This window comes from Hymenobacter metallilatus (assembly GCF_003944705.1).
GTDB lineage: Bacteria > Bacteroidota > Bacteroidia > Cytophagales > Hymenobacteraceae > Hymenobacter > Hymenobacter metallilatus.
The window spans coordinates 311608-330136 of record NZ_RWIS01000001.1; the positions used below are offsets into that span (position 1 = coordinate 311608).

Here is an 18529-nt window from a genome sequence, read left to right on the forward strand (position 1 = left end):
AGTATGTCAAAGGTCAGGATGGAATACGCAGAAAACCACTACCCGGTTGGCTATTTTTGGTGCCTTATTGACCAAATGTATTAACTTCACGTTCCCACAAAGCCACTGAGGCATTACCACCCCGTGAAATTACAATTTGAGCCCATTCATCCCACGGTTGACAGCTCGTTTACCCTGCTGCATTACACCGAAGTAAGCAAAGCCGAGCTGCTCTGGCATTACCATCCTGAGTATGAGCTGGTGTACATTCCGCAGGGCCACGGCCGCCGCCACATTGGCCAGCACATTTCCCGCTTCGAGGATGGAGAGCTGGTCCTGATTGGTCCCGACCTCCCTCACCTCACCTTCAGCTACGGGCAGCCGGTGGGTACGCCGTTCGAGGAAATAGTGGTGCAGCTGCGCGGCGACTTTCTGGGTACTGATTTCTGGGAAAGACCTGAGCTGGCGGCAATTCGCCATCTGCTGGCCCGCTCCCACGAGGGGTTGTCATTCGGGGGAAGTACGCGCACAGCCGTGGGGCCTACGCTGCGGCGGCTGCTTACGGCCCCGCCCTTTATGCGGCTGATGCTGCTGTTGCAGGTGCTGCAGGAGCTGGCGCAGGCTCCTACCACCGATATTCAGCCGCTGCACGCCGGCACGGGTGGGCAGGGGCTAAGCGGGAAGGAGCAGCAGCGCCTGAGCCGGGTGTATCATTTCGTGGAGCAGAATTACCAGCGGGCTACCCTGTCGGTGCAGGAAGTGGCCGATGTGGCCTACCTCTCGGTACCGGCGTTTTGCCGCTACTTCAAAAAGATGACCCGCCACACGCTCACCGATTTCCTGCAGGAATACCGGGTGGGCCAGGCCTGCCGCCTACTGCTGGACGACGACCTGGCCGTAACGGAGGTGTGTTACGCCTGCGGCTTCAACAACCTGTCGCACTTCAACAAAACCTTCCGCAAGTTTACCGGCCAGAGCCCCACCGAGTACCGTCGCCAACGCATCGGCAAGTAGAGGAAGTAGAAGAATTGGGTATAGGATAAGTAGGGAAGGAGTTATTCCGTATTCTTCCCCCGTCCTTTTGTACCTAGGCTCCTGCCCCGGAACAAGCAATGCCTGGCAAGTGTCTAGCGAGTAGATGCTTGCTGTTCTTCTATCCCTGCTCCTGGCCTGGCAGCGGCTGCTGCCCGGGCCCGAAAAGCCGCTGGTGCTACAGCCAGTGCCGCTGCTGCTGGCCTCTCCCCTCTTCACTGTAACGGCCCTCCACGATGCCCGGCCGGGCCGGCCGGCGGTGGCATGGCTACTGTCGGCATCCGGCGCGGCTCCACCGCAACCGGTAGAGCTGCAGGGGGGTACCGAAGCCGCGCTGCGCCAGTTTGTGGGGCGTAGCCTGCCGGTTGCCGCGGCGGCACGCTACCGGGTGGCGGTGCGGGTGCTGGAGTGCCGGGTGCAGGAAACTCCAGCCGCCGCTGGCCGACAGGCGGCCGGGCAGGTAACCGTACGCTTGGCTTTCGACTGGCAGAATGCAGAAGGGCGTATCGTGCAGCTTACCGAGTACCGGGGCGGCGCACGGTACCTGCGCCCCCTGGCCAGCCGGGCGGTAGTGGAGCCTACCCTCCGGCAAGCCCTGCTGAATGGCTTCGTGTACCTGAACCAGTGGCTTACGCAAGCCAGGGCCCACGATGTGCGGCTTGCTACGGCCGTGCACCCCACCTTCCGCTACGAAACCCGCCAAACCGAAGCGGATACCCTGTTTTACGACCCGGCCCGCCCTCTCGCCTGGACCGATTTTACCGGACTGCCCCGCCCCCGGGGGCGGTATGCGGCGGCCGTATTTCCGGGGTTTGCCTACCAGGGCCGGCCCCGGGTAGCCAATGGAGTGGTGGAGCTGGAGCTATACCTGAAGATATACGTGGTGCGCAGCTCCTCCTGGGTAGCGCCTGACCAGCGCACCGCCTTCAACCTCAACCACGAACAGCGCCATTTTGACCTGGTACGGCTGGTAGCCGAGCGGTTCCGGCGCAAAGCCACCCCCGATAGCCTCACGGTGGAAGACTACAATAGCATTCTGCAGCTGCAGTACCTCAAGTCCTTCACCGAAATGAACCACCTGCAGGAGCAATACGACCAGGAAACCCGGGGCGGTACGGATGCACAGGCCCAGGAACGGTGGAATCGTCGGATTGACGCGGAGCTACGCGGCTACGGCATTATGGGTCCCTAAAACGCGGCTTGGCGCCGTAGGGGCTTGCTTTGCTACCCCGAGCTGGCGCACTGGCTGGCGCATAGGAGAAGCCCCATTGGAGCAGTTGAAAATCCAGTATCTTCCTGGCATATTTCTACTTCAACCCATAGTATGTTGCGCACATCCTTTATTCTGCTGCCGGTGCTGCTGGCTGGCACTGCTCTGGCCCAAACGGCCGTCCCACCGGCTGCTTCCACCACCGCCCCGGCCGTTTCGGGTGCCCTGTTCAACCAAGCCAAGCTCGACAGCCTGTTCACGGCCCTCGAAAGCAACCACAAGCTGATGGGCAGCCTGGTACTGTCGCGGGGTGGGAAAGTGGTGTACAGCCGTGCCATTGGGTTGGAGCAGCCGGGCATACCGGCCACAACAGCCACGCGCTACCGGGTGGGCAGCATCAGCAAAACGTTTACAGCCACCCTAGTGATGCAGCTGGTAGAGGAAGGCCAGCTCAGGCTCGATGCACCTATTGCCACCTGGTTTCCGATGCTGCCCAACGCCACGAAACTTACCGTGGACCAGCTGCTGCACCACCGTAGCGGCCTGCACAACTTCACCAACGACCCGACCTACCGGCAGTACATGACCCAGCCGAAGACCCAGGCCGAAATGCTGGCCATTATGGCCAGGCCGGCCGTTGATTTCGAGCCGGGCGCCAAATATGCGTACAGCAACACCAACTACGTATTGCTGGGCTACCTCATCGAAAAGGTCACGAAGCAGCCCTACGCTAAGGTTCTGCAACAGCGCATAACCGGCAAGCTGAAGTTGAAAGATACCTACTACGGCGGCCGCATCGGGAGCCAGCCGCACGAGGCGGCCTCGTTCACCTGGAGTGGTACCGCCTGGCAGCCCGAGCCGGAAACCGACATGAGCATTCCCGGTGGCGCGGGTGCCATCGTCTCGACGCCCGCGGATCTGGCGCGTTTCATGGAGGGGCTGTACGGGGGCAAGCTGGTGAAACCCGCCACCCTGCAGCAGATGCTGACGATGCAGGACACATACGGCGTGGGCCTGATGCAGATGCCTTTTTACGGCAAGCAGAGCTTCGGGCACGGCGGGGCCATCGACGCCTTTCGGTCCATGGTTGGGTACTTTCCGGCCGAGCAGCTGACGGTAGCGTACTGTACCAATGGCTCCACCTACAGCCCCAACGATATGGTTATTGGGGCGCTGTCCAGCTACTTTGGCCGCCCTTACCGCCTGCCTGATTTCACAACTTCCGCGGTTACGCTCACGGCGGCTGAGCTGGCACCTTACCTGGGCACTTACGCCAGCTCCCAGCTCCCGCTTAAAATCAGCGTAACGGCTAACGGCACCACACTCCTGGCGCAGGCCACCGGCCAGAATGCCCTTCCGCTCACGGCCAAAACCAACACGCAGTTTGTGTACGAGGGAGCCGGCATTATCATGGACTTCGACGCCGCCCGGCATACGTTTACCTTGCGCCAGGGGGGCGGCACTTACCTGTTCACGCGGGAGTAGCTGGTTGCGTAGTCAGCAAAAAGCCCCCGTACCGAGGTTGGTACGGGGGCTTTTCTATTCGATCCGGCAACGGACTAGTCTTTCACTTTCACCTGTCCATCGTCGGCGTCGCGCTTCACTTTGGTGCCGTTACGGTACTCCACTTTCGTGTCACCGTCCTTGTCAATCTTTACGGTTTTGCCGTTGGAGTACACGATTTTGGTTTCGCCGTTGGCTTTCTTATCGTACTTCACAACAGCCGGGCCACGGCGGGCGGGCGTGGTTTCGCGGGTTGTGGTGGTAGTTACCGTGGCGGCCGTGTACGGCGTACCGTCGTAGTAAGTGCCGCGGTTGGAGGCGTAGGTGTTGTATTGCGGCTCCGTGACATAGGTTTTCACCTGTCGGTCGGTTTCGTCGTTCACCTGGCGCAGGGCCGCATAGCGGCCGGTAGTATCGGTGGCGTAGCGGGTATTTACCTCGTTGAGGCGGCGGCCCCGGGTATAGTAGGTTTTGGTTACCTGAGTTACCACCACCGTATCGGTCAGTTTCAGGTCGTCGGCAATGCGGGCGGCCAGGCGGTCGGCCTCGGTGCGGTAAGCAGCCGTGTCGTTGTTGAGTGCGGTATCATCCACTACCACGGCCGTATCGGCCGCGGGGGTCGTGGCCGCATCCACGGCGGCAGGTTTGTCCTGGGTGCAGGACGCTACGGCCAAGCTGGCGGCCGCAGAGAGCAAAAGCAAAGACTTATTCATGACAAAAGTCGGGTGAGATGAAAGCGGCCGTGTTACATATAGCGCGGCTGCTATAGATGGGGCTGATACGGCAGCGCTTGCACGGGGGTTACGAGGAGGCAGCGCACAAAAAATGATTGGTTCAGGCAACGCTTGCGGCCCCTGCTCCATCTACCTGGGCATACGTCATCTGTTCCACTTCTAGCACTAAGGCCTCATGAAAACAACTCTGATACTATCGGCTTGGGCCGTAACGGCTTTTTTGAGTAGCTCCGCCCTGGCCCAGCAGGTCCGCAACGTTGGCGCATTTGAGCAGGTGAAAGCCAGCGGCGCCATTGATCTGGTCCTGCAGCAAGGGGCTGCTACGGAGGTAAAAGTGGATGCGGAGCCAGGCGTAGGGGAACATGTACGGGCCGAGGTGCAGGGTACTACCCTGGTTCTGTACCGCGACAAAGGCCTCTCGTCGTTGCTTTCCAGCAAGAAAGTAACAGTATATATCACCTGCCCTACCCTCACGGGCGTATCGGTGAGTGGAGCTTCCGATGTTAGAAGCGAAACGCCTTTCACCGCCGACAGCTTCACAATCCAGGCCAGCGGGGCGTCGGACGTGACCATGCGCCTGAACGTGAAAACCCTGACTGCCTCCGCCTCCGGGGCCAGCGACCTGCGCCTTTCCGGTCGCGCCGAGCGGCAGCAGATACACCTCAGCGGCAGCAGCGACTACAAGGGCTACGAGCTGCAGAGCCGCACCGCCGACATCCACGCTACGGGTGCTTCCGATGCCTACGTAGCCGTAACGGAAGAGCTGCAAAGCCAGACCTCCGGCTCCAGCGACGTGCATTACAAAGGCAAGCCCCGCCTGACACGCTAGGCCCGGGCACCGGACGACCCGCCGCCCCACCGGCGGCAGCACACGCAAACGGTTCCTCTTACCACCGCTCTGCCAAAGCGTTGTACAGGTCCGGCTGGGTGGCGGGTGCACAGGCGGTGCAGACGGTCACCTACAAAGAAGGTCAGAAACCGTCATGGCGAACTTCCTCGGCAAGCTCGCCATGACGGTTTCTGACCTTCTTTGGGGTACAGGTTGCCAGATGTCCACTTGCCTCAGGACAAGTGCACTGCCTGGGCTCGGGCAAAGAATGCCCTTTCCGTTTGGGTACGGCATGGGCAGCTGTGGCAGTGGCTTCCGGCCTGCCTACCTTTGCGCCATGACCGTTCACCGCCACTTCCTGCTTTTCAAACCCTACGGCTACCTCAGCCAGTTCACCAGTGAGTTTGAGCGGGAGAAGCGCAAGAAGCGGTTTTTGGGCGAGCTATACGACTTTCCCGTGGGCACCATGGCCATTGGCCGCCTCGATGAGCACAGTGAGGGGCTGCTGCTACTGACTACTGATGGCCGCCTGAGTGAGCAGATGCGCCGGAAGGATATAGAAAAGGAATATTACGTGCAGGTAGATGGGCTTATTACCGATGCCGCCGTGGCCCAGCTGCAGGGTGGCGTAGAAATAGGCCTCCGCGACGAGCGGTACCAGACGCTTCCTTGCCGGGCCCACCGCCTGCCGGCCCCGCCCACCCTACCCGCCCGGGGCCGCCGCATCCGCGACGAGCGGCATGGGCCTACCAGCTGGGTGAGCATTACGGTAACGGAAGGCAAATTTCGGCAGGTGCGCAAAATGACGGCCGCCGCTGGCTTTCCTACCCTGCGGCTGGTGCGGGTGCGGGTGGGCGGCATTGTACTGGCCAACCTGCAGCCGGGCGAGGTGCGCGAGGTGGCAGAGCTGCCCGGCACCAACTATCCAATGAACCCCGCCGCATAGGGCACCATGGCGGTGTGAAGTCTATCTTGCGGGCCATTTGCGCTCGGGTATATTGGTGTTGGAAGTGCCGCAGCCCAGGCTGTATGCGCCAGCACCGTACTAGTATTCAACGACTGGGGAGTCGGCGCTGCATCAGGCACCTACTATTACCTGCTTCGCCACCGCAGCAGCGGGCAGCTGTACAAAGGCTGGCTTACCGTCAGGAACTAGCCAATTGACTGTTCTACCAGGTAGCCACTCTGGCCGCAACTCCACAACGAAGAGTACATTAGCCGGCACTCCTACTTCCCTGCGCGTATGGTGTTTCGCTTTCTGCTGTTCTGGCTGACCACCGGCCTGCTGTTTCTGGGGGCCTGCTCCACGCCCGATGCCCCACCTGCTACCGACTACCTCAGCCGTATTCCGGACCCCAAAACTCTGGGCGAAACCTACCTCAGCAACCCCGACAGCCTGCTGGCTCCGGCCACCGTGCAGGACCTGAACGCCACCCTCCGCGCCCTGGACCAGAGCGGACGCGCCCACCTGGATGTGGTGGCCGTGCGTAGCATTGGGGAGGAAACTCCCAAAACTGCTGCTACAGCCCTGTTCAACCGTTGGAAAATAGGCGACCCGCAGAAAAACAACGGCCTGTTGCTGTTGCTGGTACTCGACCAGCGGCGGGTAGAAATAGAAACCGGCTACGGCCTCGAAGCCGACCTGCCCGACATAACCTGCTTCCGCATTCAGCAGCAGTATATGGTGCCGCTGCTGCGGGCGCAGCGCTACGACTAAGCCGTGCGCCAGGGCGTGGCCGCCCTCATCCGCCAGCTTGGGGCAGGCTCGGCAGCCCTGGCCCCCGCCGACTCTGCTGTGGCTCCCGCGTCCTGGCCGGATGCCCTGGAGGCCCCGGAGGCCGTTGCGGGGCCCGTGGTGACAGATGAGTTGGCAGGTAATAGCTGGAGCAGCTTAACGGTGGTATGGGCCTGGATACTAGGCATACTATGGGTGGCTACCACCATTGCCCTGGCCGTGCAGAAACCAACCGTATCTGCCCCGCGCTGGGTGTTATGGCTCAGCCTGGTAGTAGTGCCGGTATACATAGCGCTGGTAGTATTCACCAGCTGGCCATTGCCCGCAGCGGGGTTGCTGGCCCTGTGCTACGGGTTTCCGCTGCTGTATGCCCATTGGTACCTGAGGCGCGTCGGCCGGGAGCTGCGCACCCGGTACGCCACCAAAACCCGGCACGAGCAGTACGTTTTTCTTCACCGGGCCCACCACAATCTGGGTTTCACGGCCTGGCTGTTTCCGCTGGGGCTGGCTTTTTATTGGTCCCGCTACCGTCGTCGGCTACGCCAGCTGCGCGAGGCGCCGTACGCCTGTCCTGCCTGCGCCGCGCCCATGCGCCGCCTCAACGAGCAGGCCGATGATGAGAAGCTGGCGCTGCATCAGGTAGCGGAGGAGCAGGTGCAGTCCGTGGATTATGACGTGTGGCACTGCCCCCAGTGCCAGCAGACGTTTACCCTCGACTATCAGAACCTGAGCACCGACGTGCTACCCTGCCCCGAGTGCCAGCACCGCACCCTGCAGCCCCGCACCGACCAGGTTGTGCACTCGGCTACTACCTCCTCCGAGGGCTGGGGCTGGCACGTACACCGCTGCTACTTCTGCAACCACGAGCAAAAGGAGAAGTACACTATTGCCCGCCTGGCCACTTCTTCCGGTGGCTCCTCCGGCAGTTCCTCATCGTCGGCCTCGTCCTCCGGCAGCTCCTGGTCCAGCAGCAGCGGCGGCTCCTCGGGTGGTGGTGGGGCTGGTAGCAGCTGGTAGGCACGGCTGGCACAGGCACTGGTGCGGGGCGGGCTACTACTCCTTATTTAACCGGACCGGCTGGCATTCTTTTGCCGAAATTTAAGGGTATCTTTACTGCTCTCATCACTGCAGCAGCCCACGGCTGCCGGCGTATTAATCGGCAGTAGTTCAGCCGGCATTCCGCTTCTCTGCTTTCGCTGCGCTTTTTTCTTCCGGAAAAGTCATTCGGAAGTGGGTTGCGCCGGGGCCGGCTACAGGAACTTTCCTGCGGTCAGGATTGTACCAAAGTGATACTCTTTTTTACCATTTTAAGGCTGTTCTTCGTCAGAACGGCCGCTACTTTAAGACGCTGACATACACGAATGGGTAGATCACAAGCCACCTTCGGCAAGAGGGAAAACGAGAAAAAACGCCTGAAAAAACGGCAGGACAAAGAGGAGAAGAAGGAGGAGCGCCAGGCCAATGCTAAAAAGGGCCAGGGCCTCGACGATATGCTGGCGTACGTGGACGAGTTCGGCAACATCAGCTCCACTCCCCCGGACCCGAACCGCAAAAAGCAGGAGATTAAGCTGGAAGACATTCAGCTGGGCGCGGCCCGCGTGGTGGAGTCGGAAGAGGATGCCGTGCGCACCGGTACCGTTACCTTCTTCAACGAATCGAAAGGCTACGGCTTCATCAAGGATAAAGTAACCGGCGAGAGCATTTTCGTGCACGTAAACCAGGTGCAGGCATCGTCTCCGCTCAAGGAAAACGACAAGGTAACCTTCGAGGTGGAAATGGGGCAGAAAGGCCCCAGCGCGGTAGGGGTAAAACTAGCCGCCGCCGTATAGCCCAACCCATACGCTTCGTATACGCAAAGCGCCAGCTACTCCCGCAGTAGATGGCGCTTTTTTGTTGGCCGGCATAGCAGCCACGATTAGCATAGCGCCCAAATCCGTATGTTACGGACTAGTTCATTACGCTACGTTATCCATGCCGGCTGTATCCGTCCGGGCCCTGTGGTGGGCCTTGCTGCTTGTTCTTGTATCCGCTACCGCCCGGGCCCAAACGGCCCCGCCCGCCGCGGCCGACCTCGACGCCTTCTACGACCAGCTCAACGCCTACCGCACCGCGCGCTACCAGCCCCTACCCGAGTTGGAGGCCCTGCAGCTGCCCGCCACTTTCTCGGGGGCCGAGCTGAAAGCGTTGCGCCTGCAGGAGCGCCACATTGTACGCATTGATTTGGTGTACACGGCCTTTCGGCTGAACCCCACGTTCAATCAGCGCCAGCTTAACCTGAGCCGCATCCGCAACCTGGCGGCCGGCGTACCGGGCTTGCTGCAGGATGAATCGGTGACGTGGACGCTGGTGGAGCAGACCGGCTGCAACAGCCCCGCCGAGTGCCAGCCGTTTTTCCACGGGTTTGTGGTGTACGTGGCCCGGCACGCCACCGCCGCCACTATGCGCGCCGACCTCGACAGCCTCACCCGCAAGCTGCGCATCCTGGAGAAGAAGCGCCCCAAAGCCAGCAAGAAAGCCCAGGGCAAGAAGGTGGCCTGCAACCTGCCCGGCTCCCGGTTCAGCAACCGCCAGATGGCCCGCAGCCTGCGCCGCCTCTACCGGTGCCCCCAGCGTGAGGCCCAAGTGGTGCAGTTTCAGCTGAGCGTGGATGCCCGGGGCGCTATTCAGACGGTGAAGGTGCTGCCCACGGCCCGGCCCGTATGCGTGGCGGAGCTGGAAGAAGCCATCCGCAAAAGCGTGGCCTTCACCTCCGGCTTCCCCATCGACCGCCGGATGTTCCCCTTCATTGCCAAGGGTGCCATCCGGCTGCCGCTGGGGCCGCTGCAGCTGCTGGGCCCGCCCGATATGGGTTTTACCAGCTTCGCCCTTCCCGATTCGGCGGCCCGCCTATACCGGGTGTTCCTGAAAAAGAAGAACAAGCAGCATAAAAACGACTATTGCGAGGCACGCATCACGAAAAAAGGCGAACTGCGGGCCGCCGCCGATACGGCCGCCCCCGAGCTGGCCCTGCCGCCCGATGCCAACGTGGTGAGCCGGGTGCTGCAGCGCCACCCCGAGTGGAGCAAGGAAGTGGTGGTGACGGACGTGACGGGCAGCATGTTCCCCTACACCTACGATTTGCTGGCCTGGCTGCAGCTCAGCGCCCTCGAAGACGAGAAAACCTTCGTGTTCTTCAACGACGGCAACGACCAGTCCGACAAAGACAAGCGCGTGGGCAAAACCGGCGGCCTCTACCACGTGCGCACCGACAGCTACGAGGCCATCAAAAACAAGCTCATTGAAACCATGAAGGCCGGCGGCGGCGGCGACGCGCCCGAAAACGACGCCGAAGCCCTGCTTTACGCCCAGCAGTTGGCCGCCGCCCCCGATTCGGCCGAGCTCATCCTCATTGCCGATAACTACACCTTCCCCCGCGACGCCCGGCTGCTCAAAAACACCACCGCCCACGTGCGCATCATCCTCTGCGGCGTGCACGACTACATCAACCCCAAGTACCTCGCCCTAGCCCGCAAGCACGGATTCAGCCTCCACACCATCGAGGCCGACCTCCTGGACCTGAGCAAGCTACTGGAGGGCGAAACCATCACCATCCAGGGCCAGCAGTACCAAGTGACGAAGGATGGTTTTAAACTGGTGCGGAAGACGTAAGGCGCCTCTCTTTTCTATATGTTTCAACACCCATGTTGTATTGGTAAGTGAACTGTGAAGTCTACCTTTGCATCCTTTCGTTCATTATGGTTTGCTATCAGCCATGTAATGATATTTTGAATACTCTATGCTGACGTCGCCAGAATTGTATCGAGTGCGAACAGTACGTGAAGTAATCAATACGTTGCACAAGCCCCTACTGGTAATGGCAGAGAACGGGGAGATGTATTATCTAAAGTACACACGTTATCAGCCCTATGAGCTTAAATGCGAATGGCTATGCCACTACCTATTAAGGCTATGGAATATTCCAACACCTGATATTGCAGTTCTTACTGTACCAACGGAAATATTTCCAACATTTCCGGTTGCCGCTCAGTCAGCAATCCGTTTCCTAAATCAACCTGCTTTCGGCTCCAAGCAGGTTCATGGCTCGATAGATAGCAGTGATTTCATTCAACATGGCTCATCCTCAGAGCTAGCAACTCTCACAAATCCTGATGATCTATTATGGATTTCCTTATTCGATGCTTGGGTAAGCAATGATGACCGGAGAGCTAGTCACCATAATCTGATCATTGCCCCTGACTTATCTGTTGGCCGTAATAGGCTTCGATGTTGGGCTATTGATCATGCTTTCACTTTTACATCACGGCCTTTCGAGGAGCTCGAACACCAAGAAACTTACTTTAGCTACAATATAAATCTCTCTCAGGCAAGCATAGCTAAAGCTGTATTGAATTCATGGAGAGAGAAATGGCCTCTTCTATGGACAACCGAGCTAAAAGCAGGATACTATCTTAGGATCAAAACTTGCCAAAAGAACTTTGCTCACGTATGCAGCTTATTACCAGCACCTTTTCAGTTAAATGAATCTGAGCAAACTCATTTGTTTTACTTCCTGTTCTGTCCGAAACGATTAGAACGACTCTGGGAAGAATTTTTTGCTTCTTTGCCACTATCATGAACACGACTGCTTTTTACACCTTGTTACGCATTATGCCCAATCCGGCATCAGGCGAAGCTGTGGTCGTGGGGCTGGTGCTGTTCGATGGAATGCAGCACGAGGTACGAGTGTCTAAGCGCAAACTCAAGCTCGCCATATTACTTGCTCGCAATGCAGAAGCGGCTATCCGATATGCGATTAGACAAATTGAAGCTCGAGTGGAGACAGATACCATTGCTAGAAGTCAAGCCATGGTATCAGAACGTCTACCCGAACTGACACAGCTTATGTCTCGTTCGGATTGGGAATACCTGACTAAGTATTCTAATGGATTACTTAGAGTGGATCATCCAATGAATGTAGCTATGTTCGATGGCGACAACCCAGCGCTTGTTTTTAATCAGCTATATACAAGCCTTGTAGATTCAGACGATTCAGTAAAACAACCTAAGCGGAAGACGTTAGTCAATGAGTCTGTCAAAACATTGATCCAGCGTGTCAAGCCTCAGGTTCACACAAATATAACTCTAACGCCCAAGCTGTTACCTGACCTTTTCTTCAACCTTCGTTTAGATTGTATAGGTATGAATGGCTCATTGATTGGTGCCCATAGCTTACATCTTGAGCAGCTGAGCATGGACACATTACAACAGCATTTCAGCGAGTGTCGATTTGCAATTAAAAGTCTTAGCAAACACTACAAGCCTCAAAAGCCCCAGTCGAATATTCTGTATCTGTTAGCAGACGAGCCAGATGAACGAGCAGACCCTGACAAACATAAGTTCTGGCGTGCTATTCAGGAAGAGCCTATGTTAAAGGTAATTCCAACCGATGAAGCAGAGTTAATAGCCGACCAAATTGAAAGGACTGGTGCACGGACATTTCTCAACACGCCAACTAATCAACATGATGTCATAACGACATCCTTTTAATTCAAAATCGTATTGCGCTAGAAACAAAAAGCGGCGGCAGCTCCTAGGAGCTGCCGCCGCTTTTTGTTTCTAGCGCAAGCGCAGGAATTACATGTGAATCGCGCGGTTCTCGGTAGCGGCAAGGCAGGCTTCCTTCATAGCCTCGGCATAGGTGGGGTGGGCGTGGCTCATGCGGGCGACGTCCTCGGCGGAGGCGCGGAACTCCATGGCCGTTACGGCTTCGGCGATGAGGTCGGCAATACGGGGGCCAATCATGTGCACGCCCAGGATTTCGTCGGTTTCCTTATCGGCCAGCACTTTCACGAAGCCGTCGAGGTCCATGGAGGCGCGGGCGCGGCCCGAGGCGCGGAAGGGGAACGAGCCGGTTTTGTAGGCTTTGCCCTGCTCCTTCAGCTGCTCCTCAGTGTAGCCTACTCCGGCCACTTCGGGCCAGGTGTACACCACGCCGGGGATGAGCAGGTAGTTGATGTGAGGCTTCTGGCCGGCAATGGTTTCGGCCACAAACACGCCTTCTTCTTCGGCCTTGTGGGCCAGCATGGCGCCGCGCACCACGTCGCCGATGGCGTAGATGCCGGGTACCGAAGTTTGCAGGTGCTCATCGACCTTGATGCGGCCACGCTCCTCCATTTGCACACCGGCAGCTTCCAGATTCAGGCCCGCGGTGTAGGGCGCGCGGCCCACGGCCACCAGGCAGTAGTCGCCCTCAAACTTCACTTCCTCGCCCTTGGGGTTGGTAGCGGTTACCGTCACGGCGTCACCCTCGCGGGTAGCGCCGGTTACTTTGTGGCTCAGGAAGAACTCGATGCCGATTTTACCCAGGATGCGCTTGAGCTCCTTGCCCAGACCACGGTCCATAGTCGGAATCAGCGAGTCCATGAACTCCACCACCGACACTTTCGCGCCGAGGCGGGCGTACACCGAGGCCATTTCCAGCCCGATTACGCCGCCGCCAATCACAATCATGTGCTTGGGCACTTCCCGAATGTTCAGAGCCTCGGTGCTGGTGATGATGCGCTGCTTGTCCTGCTGGATGAAGGGCAATACGGTGGGCTTGGAGCCGGTAGCAATGATGACGTTTTTCGTCTCAATCTGCTGGGCCTCGCCGCCGGCCGTGGGCGCAATGCTGATGTGGTTCTTATCGACAAACGAACCAACGCCGTGGATGACGTCGATTTTGTTTTTCTTCATCAGGAACTGAATCCCGTCGGTATTGGCCTTCACCACCCCGTTTTTCCGGTCGATGAGCTGGTTCATGTTAATCTGCAGGTCGCTCAGCTCAATGCCGTGCTCCTTGAAGGTGTGCGCGGCATTGTGGTAGTGCTCCGTAGAGTCGAGCAGGGCCTTGCTGGGAATGCAGCCCACGTTGAGGCAGGTGCCGCCCAGGGTGTCGTATTTCTCGATGAGGGCCGTTTTGAGGCCGAGCTGGGCGCAGCGGATTGCCGCTACATAACCGCCGGGGCCGGAGCCGATAACGGTAACGTCGTATTGGTTCATGCGAAGGTGAATTCGGTGGAAATCAACTGTGCGCGAAGGTACGGACAGGGAAGTTGGGAAGCCGGGAAATTGTGCAGGTGTGTTGGCTGGACATCCATATGGGTGGAAGGCGCACATTTTCAACCACGTTGCGAACTAGAGCTAGAGCTAGTTCCCCTCCTTGGAAAATTCCGCGCATAAAGCGGCGTGGGCTAGGGGTGGTTGATCTTGCATGAGAACGTCAACTAAAAACTAATTCTAAAAACCGTACAGCTATTGTCAACCACCCCTAGCCCACGCCGCTTTATGCGCGGAATTTTCCAAGGAGGGGAACTAGCCCATAGCTCTAGTTCGCAACGTGGGCTCCTTTTCCTCAAACCACATACACGCCAAACGGCTCCCCTGCCGGCCACTGCCAGCGGGGGAGCCGTTACAACGACAGAGTAACGCCACGGAAGCTACAGTTACGGGCCGGCAGCTCCGGAACTCAGAGCCGGATTAGCACCGGTTCTTTCTGTCTGGGTTTCCGAGGGGCCGAAGCCCTGAGGAAAGAGCGAAGCGCCGCCTCACTTCCGGGCCGCCCGAACGGCTCCCCTGCAGCTACCCAGGCGGCGTTGCAGCAGCACTTCGCGTTAGGCCGCGCGCAGAGCCGACGCCGTTTCCAGCTGCTCGGCCAGCGTGCGAAGAATAACCCGCGCCAGCGCCAGGTTGGTGGTACGCGCATCTACTACCAGGGCAATCAGCTGTTCGCCGGTGCGCGTGAGGCGCAGCAGGTGCAGCTGGCTGGAAAGCGTAATCAATACGTCCTCCATCTGCTCATTGGGCAGGCCCAGGGCCGCCAGCGCTTGGTGCTTGCGCAGCACCAGCCCCACCTGAAACCGGGCCGCGGCCGGCAGATCCAGCCCGGCGCTGGCGGAGTGCGCCGCCAGGCTGTTTCCCGAGGCCATATCAATTACCGCTACTGCCAGGGCCAGCGGCAGCTCCGCCCGGAACTGGTTGATCAGCTCCGCGGCCTGCCGGGCCAGCACCTGCCGGCGCTTGTGCAGGGCGGGCTGCCGGGTAGCTTTCTTACGATACGACTTTGGTTTCACGCGGGGAGCTAAGCAGATATACTATGCCGCTGGCAACGGCGTCGGATTTTCAGGCTACGTGCGAAAACGAGTAGCCGGGCCTTCCTGCTGAACACGAGTTGCGCCAACGGCACAACCAACGAAGCCCGGCTATGCGTTTCGACGGCCGTGGTATAAGGAGGCAGGCTTATGGCTGCCCTTTAGAACTGCCACCAGTGGCGCTTGGCCGCTTTGGCACGGGGCTGCAGCGTAACGTCGGCGTGGCCGGTGCTTTTCACGCCCAGCTCGGCTTCCTGGTAGCCGGCGTAGCCGTATTGCAGCGCCGTGGTGCCGGCCGGCACCTGCAGGGCGTATTCGCCCTGGGCATTGGTAGAGGTGCCGCGGTAGGTGCCAGGCTGCAGCACGGTGGCGCCCACCAGGGGCTTGCCGTTCTCATCCAGAATGCGGCCCCGAACCGTGAGCATGGCGCGGGAACTGCTGGCCTCGGTGCTGACCAGGGCGTTGGCTTCGCTGATGGTGCCGGCGTCGGCCACTATGGGCGTCAGCTCGGTGGGCGTACCATCGGTTACGGGAGTGCGCTCGGAGGGCAGGCGGGTACCGGCAAACACCATCGTGCCCACCAGCACGGCCGAGGCCACCAGGCTGGTAGCCCGGCGGCGGAAGCGCACGGGCTCCGTCCGGATATAGAGCAGCTGTTTCTGCACCCAGGTGGGGGCCGTTTGCGGCTCTTCGGCGGCGCGCAGGTGCTCCCAGCGCGTGAGGGTTTCGTGGGCCTTGTCGGCGTCGCGGTGCAGGTAGGCCTCCACGGCTTTGGCGGAAGCTTTGCTCAGGTCGCCCCGCAGGTAAGCGTCGCGGTACACCGGCAGCAGCTCGCCGGTAGTGGGGTTGAAGGGAGAAGCAGTAAGTTTCATTGCAAGCAGTTGGATATAAGGGTGAAAAGAAGAAATAACTGCCTGAGAACGGGTGCCACCGCTACTCCATTCGGGTTTCGCAGGTGCGCATCACCTCCCGGGCAATGCCTAAGTTGGTATCACGGCAATCCACGGCCACGTACAGAAAGCGCTGGCCATCGGGGAGCAGGCGCAGCAGGTGCAGCTGGGTCCGCAGGGTAATCAGCAGCTCGGTAAGCTGCTCCTCGGGGGGCAGGTGCAGGGCCTGCATGGCCTGCCGCTGCTGCCGGATTACCTCGGCATTGAACCCAATGATTTTGGCTGGGTTGAACTCCCGCGCCGTGGTATAGGACGCCAGCAGCTGACCGGAGGTAATGTCGCCCACGGCTGCCGCCAGCAGCTCCGGTAACCCGTGCAGCACGTGCTGCAGCTGCTGCTCGGCGGCCATACGGGCGGGGCCGGCCGGCCCCGCGCCCACAATCTTGTTGACGGTGGGCCCGGTAAGCGTCTGGAGTTGCGTCAGAAAAGGAATCTGCATAAGGGAAGCCACCAAAAGCGTTGCGTACCAGCCGCTCGCTCCCGGCCTGGCCGGTTGGTGTGGCCAGCGAACCGGCTACCCGAACCGCAAGGGTTCGGGCCCGACTTGGCCGGGGCAGCCACCAGGGGTGGGGCTGCCCCGGCAACGGGAGTCGCGGCCGTTCCCTTAGTTGAGGGCAGCGGCGTGGCTGCGGAGCACTTCCCGGGCAATGGCCAGGTTGGTATCCCGGGAGTTCACCACCAGGTAAATGAACTTGTTGTTTTCGGTGAGCTTGAGCAGATGGATCTGGTTGGAAAGCGTAATCAGGATATCCTCAATTACCTCTCCCGTAAGCTTGAGGGCTGCCATAGCCTTCTGCTTCTGCTTTACCACTTCGGTGTTGTAAGCCGCCGCCGTATCGGGGTTGATGTTGGGTGAGTTGGTGTGCGAGGCCAGGCTCATACCGGAAGTAGTGTCTACCACGGCCACGGCCACCAGGCCGGGCAGGTCGTTGATGATTTCTTGTACTACTTTACCAGCGGGGTTGTTCGTAGAGTAAGCCATGATACAGGGGAAATGAAAATGTAAGAGTGGAAGTGAAAAGCCACTACTACCTCCCTCCTGCCGCATATTTCCACCGCCGCATTGGTCCACGCGTTGACCGTTGGGAGTTGGATAGGGGGCTGCGGCAGGAGCATAAGGCAGCTACTTGCCCAGCTGGCTTAACCAACTGAAGAACAAGCTGACTTGCTCTACAAAACTCCTGCATTCCTCCCCGGAAAGAAATGATTCAGCTCAACCGGAAAAATGATTCTAATTAAATTCTTCCCACCCTAAACAATGCGGGAACCCACAATGGGATATAAATAATACCATTTAAGAAAGTTTACTCACTATTCTGCCGGAAACAAAACTTCCCGGGCAGATAATCTGCTCGGGAAGCGGTACCGGGAACACCGGCCTGTTTATCTGGATTGCATGAATTGTCACATGAAAAACTGCCCTTTCGAGCCAGGACGTGTGAACAGTTAACACAATGTACTACCAGAGAACGTCCTTCCGGGCGCAGCCGAGGAAGGGCGTTCTTTTTAGGTGACTGTCCACACGCTCTAGCTGGGTAAGGAGGGTCTCTGACGTTTCCTGCAGCTCTTTTGAGTATAGTTTGTGCACCGTCTACGCGCTTCAGGGCGGTTGCCGGCTCAGTTATACAAGCTGGCCAGCTGGGTTAACCGGGGTTGCGATAATACCGTGATGCGGCTGCCTTGGGTAGCTACCAGCCCCTCGTCCCGAAACTCGGAGAGCAGGCGGCTGGCGGTTTCCTTGGTGGTACCGGTGAGGGCCGCTAGGTCCTCGCGCGAGACGGGGATACTAAACGGCACATCGGTAGCGGGCTGGAAGGCCTGGTAGAGTAGCAGCAGAGCCTCAGCCAGCCGCTCCCGCACGGGTTTGTAGGCCGTATGCAGCAGGCGCTCCTCGGCCTCCCCGAGGTTACGGGCCATCAGCCGCAGCAAGGAGTTAGAGAACTGGGAGTTCTGCTCCAGCAAACTGAAGAAGTCGGGGCGTGGAATCAGGCACACCACGCAATCGGTAAGGGCCGTGGCGGCCGTTGTGCACACCTGACCCATCATGAGGGAGCGGTAGCAGAGCACATCCCCCTCCCGGGCCAGGCGAATGATTTGCTCTTTGCCATCGGCGCTGAGCTTGGAAATCTTCACCTTGCCCTGAAACACGCAGTACAAGCCCACGGCCCGGCTGCCCTGCTCGAATATTACCTGCCCTTTGCGGTACGATTGGTGCAACTTACCCCCAGCCACCAACGATAACTCTGCGTGCTGACAGGCACCCAGCAAGGAGCGCTCAAAATTTGGGCAGGCCTGGCACGTAAGCGGAACCGTAGGCGCTATCATAACGTCATCTGAATAGTAAAAAGCGCAGCCAACCTTACTTGCCACCTGGAGCCAGCCACCACTGCACTTATGAGAAAAATACTGATTTACCACCGCTTGTTATCCCGTCTTACCTGAGTAGTCA

Annotated in this window: 18 protein-coding genes; 11 read left to right on the top strand and 7 right to left on the bottom strand. The window is 59.1% G+C overall.

The features are described 5' to 3' along the window. Positions 1-123 precede the first annotated feature (123 nt). From EI290_RS01215 to EI290_RS01225, 3 genes are all read left to right on the top strand, one after another. On the top strand, positions 124-993 hold the full coding sequence (locus tag EI290_RS01215; RefSeq protein WP_125425816.1) for an AraC family transcriptional regulator: 870 nt from the start codon (positions 124-126) through the stop codon (positions 991-993). A gap of 124 nt (positions 994-1117) precedes the next feature. Further along, positions 1118-2203 (top strand): hypothetical protein, encoded by a 1086-nt coding sequence (locus EI290_RS01220; protein WP_125425818.1) that lies wholly within the window; start codon positions 1118-1120, stop codon positions 2201-2203. Between the two features lie 132 nt (positions 2204-2335). After that, the gene (locus tag EI290_RS01225) at positions 2336-3706 is read left to right on the top strand and encodes a serine hydrolase domain-containing protein (RefSeq protein ID WP_125425820.1); all 1371 of its coding nucleotides are present in this window, start codon (positions 2336-2338) and stop codon (positions 3704-3706) included. A gap of 74 nt (positions 3707-3780) precedes the next feature. Here the strand turns inward: EI290_RS01225 and EI290_RS01230 are convergent, their stop codons facing one another. After that, positions 3781-4437: a T-complex 10 C-terminal domain-containing protein gene (locus tag EI290_RS01230; RefSeq protein WP_125425822.1), complete on the bottom strand. Its 657-nt coding sequence runs from the start codon at positions 4435-4437 to the stop codon at positions 3781-3783. A gap of 196 nt (positions 4438-4633) precedes the next feature. Between EI290_RS01230 and EI290_RS01235 the strand changes: the two genes are divergently transcribed. The 8 genes from EI290_RS01235 to EI290_RS01270 all read left to right on the top strand — a co-directional run bounded on the left by EI290_RS01235 (position 4634) and on the right by EI290_RS01270 (position 12548). Continuing rightward, a complete protein-coding gene (locus EI290_RS01235; RefSeq protein WP_125425824.1) occupies positions 4634-5287 on the top strand; it encodes a head GIN domain-containing protein in 654 nt (217 codons plus the stop codon). 337 nt (positions 5288-5624) lie between these two features. Next, positions 5625-6233: a pseudouridine synthase gene (locus tag EI290_RS01240; protein ID WP_125425826.1), complete on the top strand. Its 609-nt coding sequence runs from the start codon at positions 5625-5627 to the stop codon at positions 6231-6233. Between the two features lie 297 nt (positions 6234-6530). Further along, a complete protein-coding gene (locus tag EI290_RS01245) occupies positions 6531-7004 on the top strand; it encodes a TPM domain-containing protein (RefSeq protein ID WP_125425828.1) in 474 nt (157 codons plus the stop codon). Between the two features lie 15 nt (positions 7005-7019). After that, complete coding sequence (locus EI290_RS01250; protein WP_125425830.1) at positions 7020-8039, top strand: hypothetical protein; 1020 nt, start codon at positions 7020-7022, stop codon at positions 8037-8039. Positions 8040-8383: 344 nt separating this feature from the next. Then, complete coding sequence (locus EI290_RS01255; protein WP_125425832.1) at positions 8384-8851, top strand: cold-shock protein; 468 nt, start codon at positions 8384-8386, stop codon at positions 8849-8851. A gap of 142 nt (positions 8852-8993) precedes the next feature. Then, positions 8994-10670, top strand: a complete 1677-nt coding sequence (locus EI290_RS01260) for a hypothetical protein (protein WP_125425834.1) — start codon at positions 8994-8996, stop codon at positions 10668-10670. 127 nt (positions 10671-10797) lie between these two features. Continuing rightward, on the top strand, positions 10798-11637 hold the full coding sequence (locus tag EI290_RS01265) for a HipA family kinase (protein WP_125425836.1): 840 nt from the start codon (positions 10798-10800) through the stop codon (positions 11635-11637). Beyond that, positions 11634-12548 carry a DUF3037 domain-containing protein gene (locus EI290_RS01270; RefSeq protein WP_125425838.1) on the top strand — a complete coding sequence of 305 codons (915 nt, stop codon included), beginning with the start codon at positions 11634-11636 and terminating at the stop codon, positions 12546-12548. The genes EI290_RS01265 and EI290_RS01270 overlap by 4 nt, the downstream gene beginning before the upstream one ends. 87 nt (positions 12549-12635) lie before the next feature. On the opposite strand, the gene lpdA is transcribed toward EI290_RS01270, so the two are convergent. The 6 genes from lpdA to EI290_RS01300 form a co-directional block, all read right to left on the bottom strand. Then, positions 12636-14042 (bottom strand): dihydrolipoyl dehydrogenase, encoded by a 1407-nt coding sequence (gene lpdA / locus EI290_RS01275; RefSeq protein WP_125425840.1) that lies wholly within the window; start codon positions 14040-14042, stop codon positions 12636-12638. A 611-nt stretch (positions 14043-14653) separates the two neighbouring features. After that, positions 14654-15112, bottom strand: coding sequence for a hypothetical protein (locus tag EI290_RS01280; protein ID WP_246008814.1), 459 nt, complete (start codon positions 15110-15112; stop codon positions 14654-14656). Positions 15113-15291: 179 nt separating this feature from the next. Further along, a complete protein-coding gene (locus tag EI290_RS22655; RefSeq protein ID WP_246008815.1) occupies positions 15292-16002 on the bottom strand; it encodes a carboxypeptidase-like regulatory domain-containing protein in 711 nt (236 codons plus the stop codon). Positions 16003-16063: 61 nt separating this feature from the next. Then, positions 16064-16519, bottom strand: coding sequence for a hypothetical protein (locus EI290_RS01290; RefSeq protein WP_125425842.1), 456 nt, complete (start codon positions 16517-16519; stop codon positions 16064-16066). 165 nt (positions 16520-16684) lie between these two features. Continuing rightward, the gene (locus EI290_RS01295) at positions 16685-17062 is read right to left on the bottom strand and encodes a hypothetical protein (RefSeq protein ID WP_125425844.1); all 378 of its coding nucleotides are present in this window, start codon (positions 17060-17062) and stop codon (positions 16685-16687) included. A 635-nt stretch (positions 17063-17697) separates the two neighbouring features. Continuing rightward, positions 17698-18297, bottom strand: coding sequence for a Crp/Fnr family transcriptional regulator (locus EI290_RS01300; RefSeq protein ID WP_185816790.1), 600 nt, complete (start codon positions 18295-18297; stop codon positions 17698-17700). Between the last annotated feature and the right edge of the window lie 232 nt (positions 18298-18529).

Excerpts from the sequence above, each read along its gene's own strand:
- EI290_RS01220 (WP_125425818.1), top strand. The coding sequence starts at position 1,118 with ATGCTTGCTGTTCTTCTATCCCTGCTCCTGGCCTGGCAGCGGCTGCTG.
- EI290_RS01225 (WP_125425820.1), top strand. The coding sequence starts at position 2,336 with ATGTTGCGCACATCCTTTATTCTGCTGCCGGTGCTGCTGGCTGGCACT.
- EI290_RS01230 (WP_125425822.1), bottom strand. The coding sequence starts at position 4,437 with ATGAATAAGTCTTTGCTTTTGCTCTCTGCGGCCGCCAGCTTGGCCGTA.
- EI290_RS01235 (WP_125425824.1), top strand. The coding sequence starts at position 4,634 with ATGAAAACAACTCTGATACTATCGGCTTGGGCCGTAACGGCTTTTTTG.
- EI290_RS01240 (WP_125425826.1), top strand. The coding sequence starts at position 5,625 with ATGACCGTTCACCGCCACTTCCTGCTTTTCAAACCCTACGGCTACCTC.
- EI290_RS01245 (WP_125425828.1), top strand. The coding sequence starts at position 6,531 with ATGGTGTTTCGCTTTCTGCTGTTCTGGCTGACCACCGGCCTGCTGTTT.
- EI290_RS01255 (WP_125425832.1), top strand. The coding sequence starts at position 8,384 with ATGGGTAGATCACAAGCCACCTTCGGCAAGAGGGAAAACGAGAAAAAA.
- EI290_RS01260 (WP_125425834.1), top strand. The coding sequence starts at position 8,994 with ATGCCGGCTGTATCCGTCCGGGCCCTGTGGTGGGCCTTGCTGCTTGTT.
- EI290_RS01265 (WP_125425836.1), top strand. The coding sequence starts at position 10,798 with ATGCTGACGTCGCCAGAATTGTATCGAGTGCGAACAGTACGTGAAGTA.
- EI290_RS01270 (WP_125425838.1), top strand. The coding sequence starts at position 11,634 with ATGAACACGACTGCTTTTTACACCTTGTTACGCATTATGCCCAATCCG.
- lpdA (WP_125425840.1), bottom strand. The coding sequence starts at position 14,042 with ATGAACCAATACGACGTTACCGTTATCGGCTCCGGCCCCGGCGGTTAT.
- EI290_RS22655 (WP_246008815.1), bottom strand. The coding sequence starts at position 16,002 with ATGAAACTTACTGCTTCTCCCTTCAACCCCACTACCGGCGAGCTGCTG.
- EI290_RS01290 (WP_125425842.1), bottom strand. The coding sequence starts at position 16,519 with ATGCAGATTCCTTTTCTGACGCAACTCCAGACGCTTACCGGGCCCACC.
- EI290_RS01295 (WP_125425844.1), bottom strand. The coding sequence starts at position 17,062 with ATGGCTTACTCTACGAACAACCCCGCTGGTAAAGTAGTACAAGAAATC.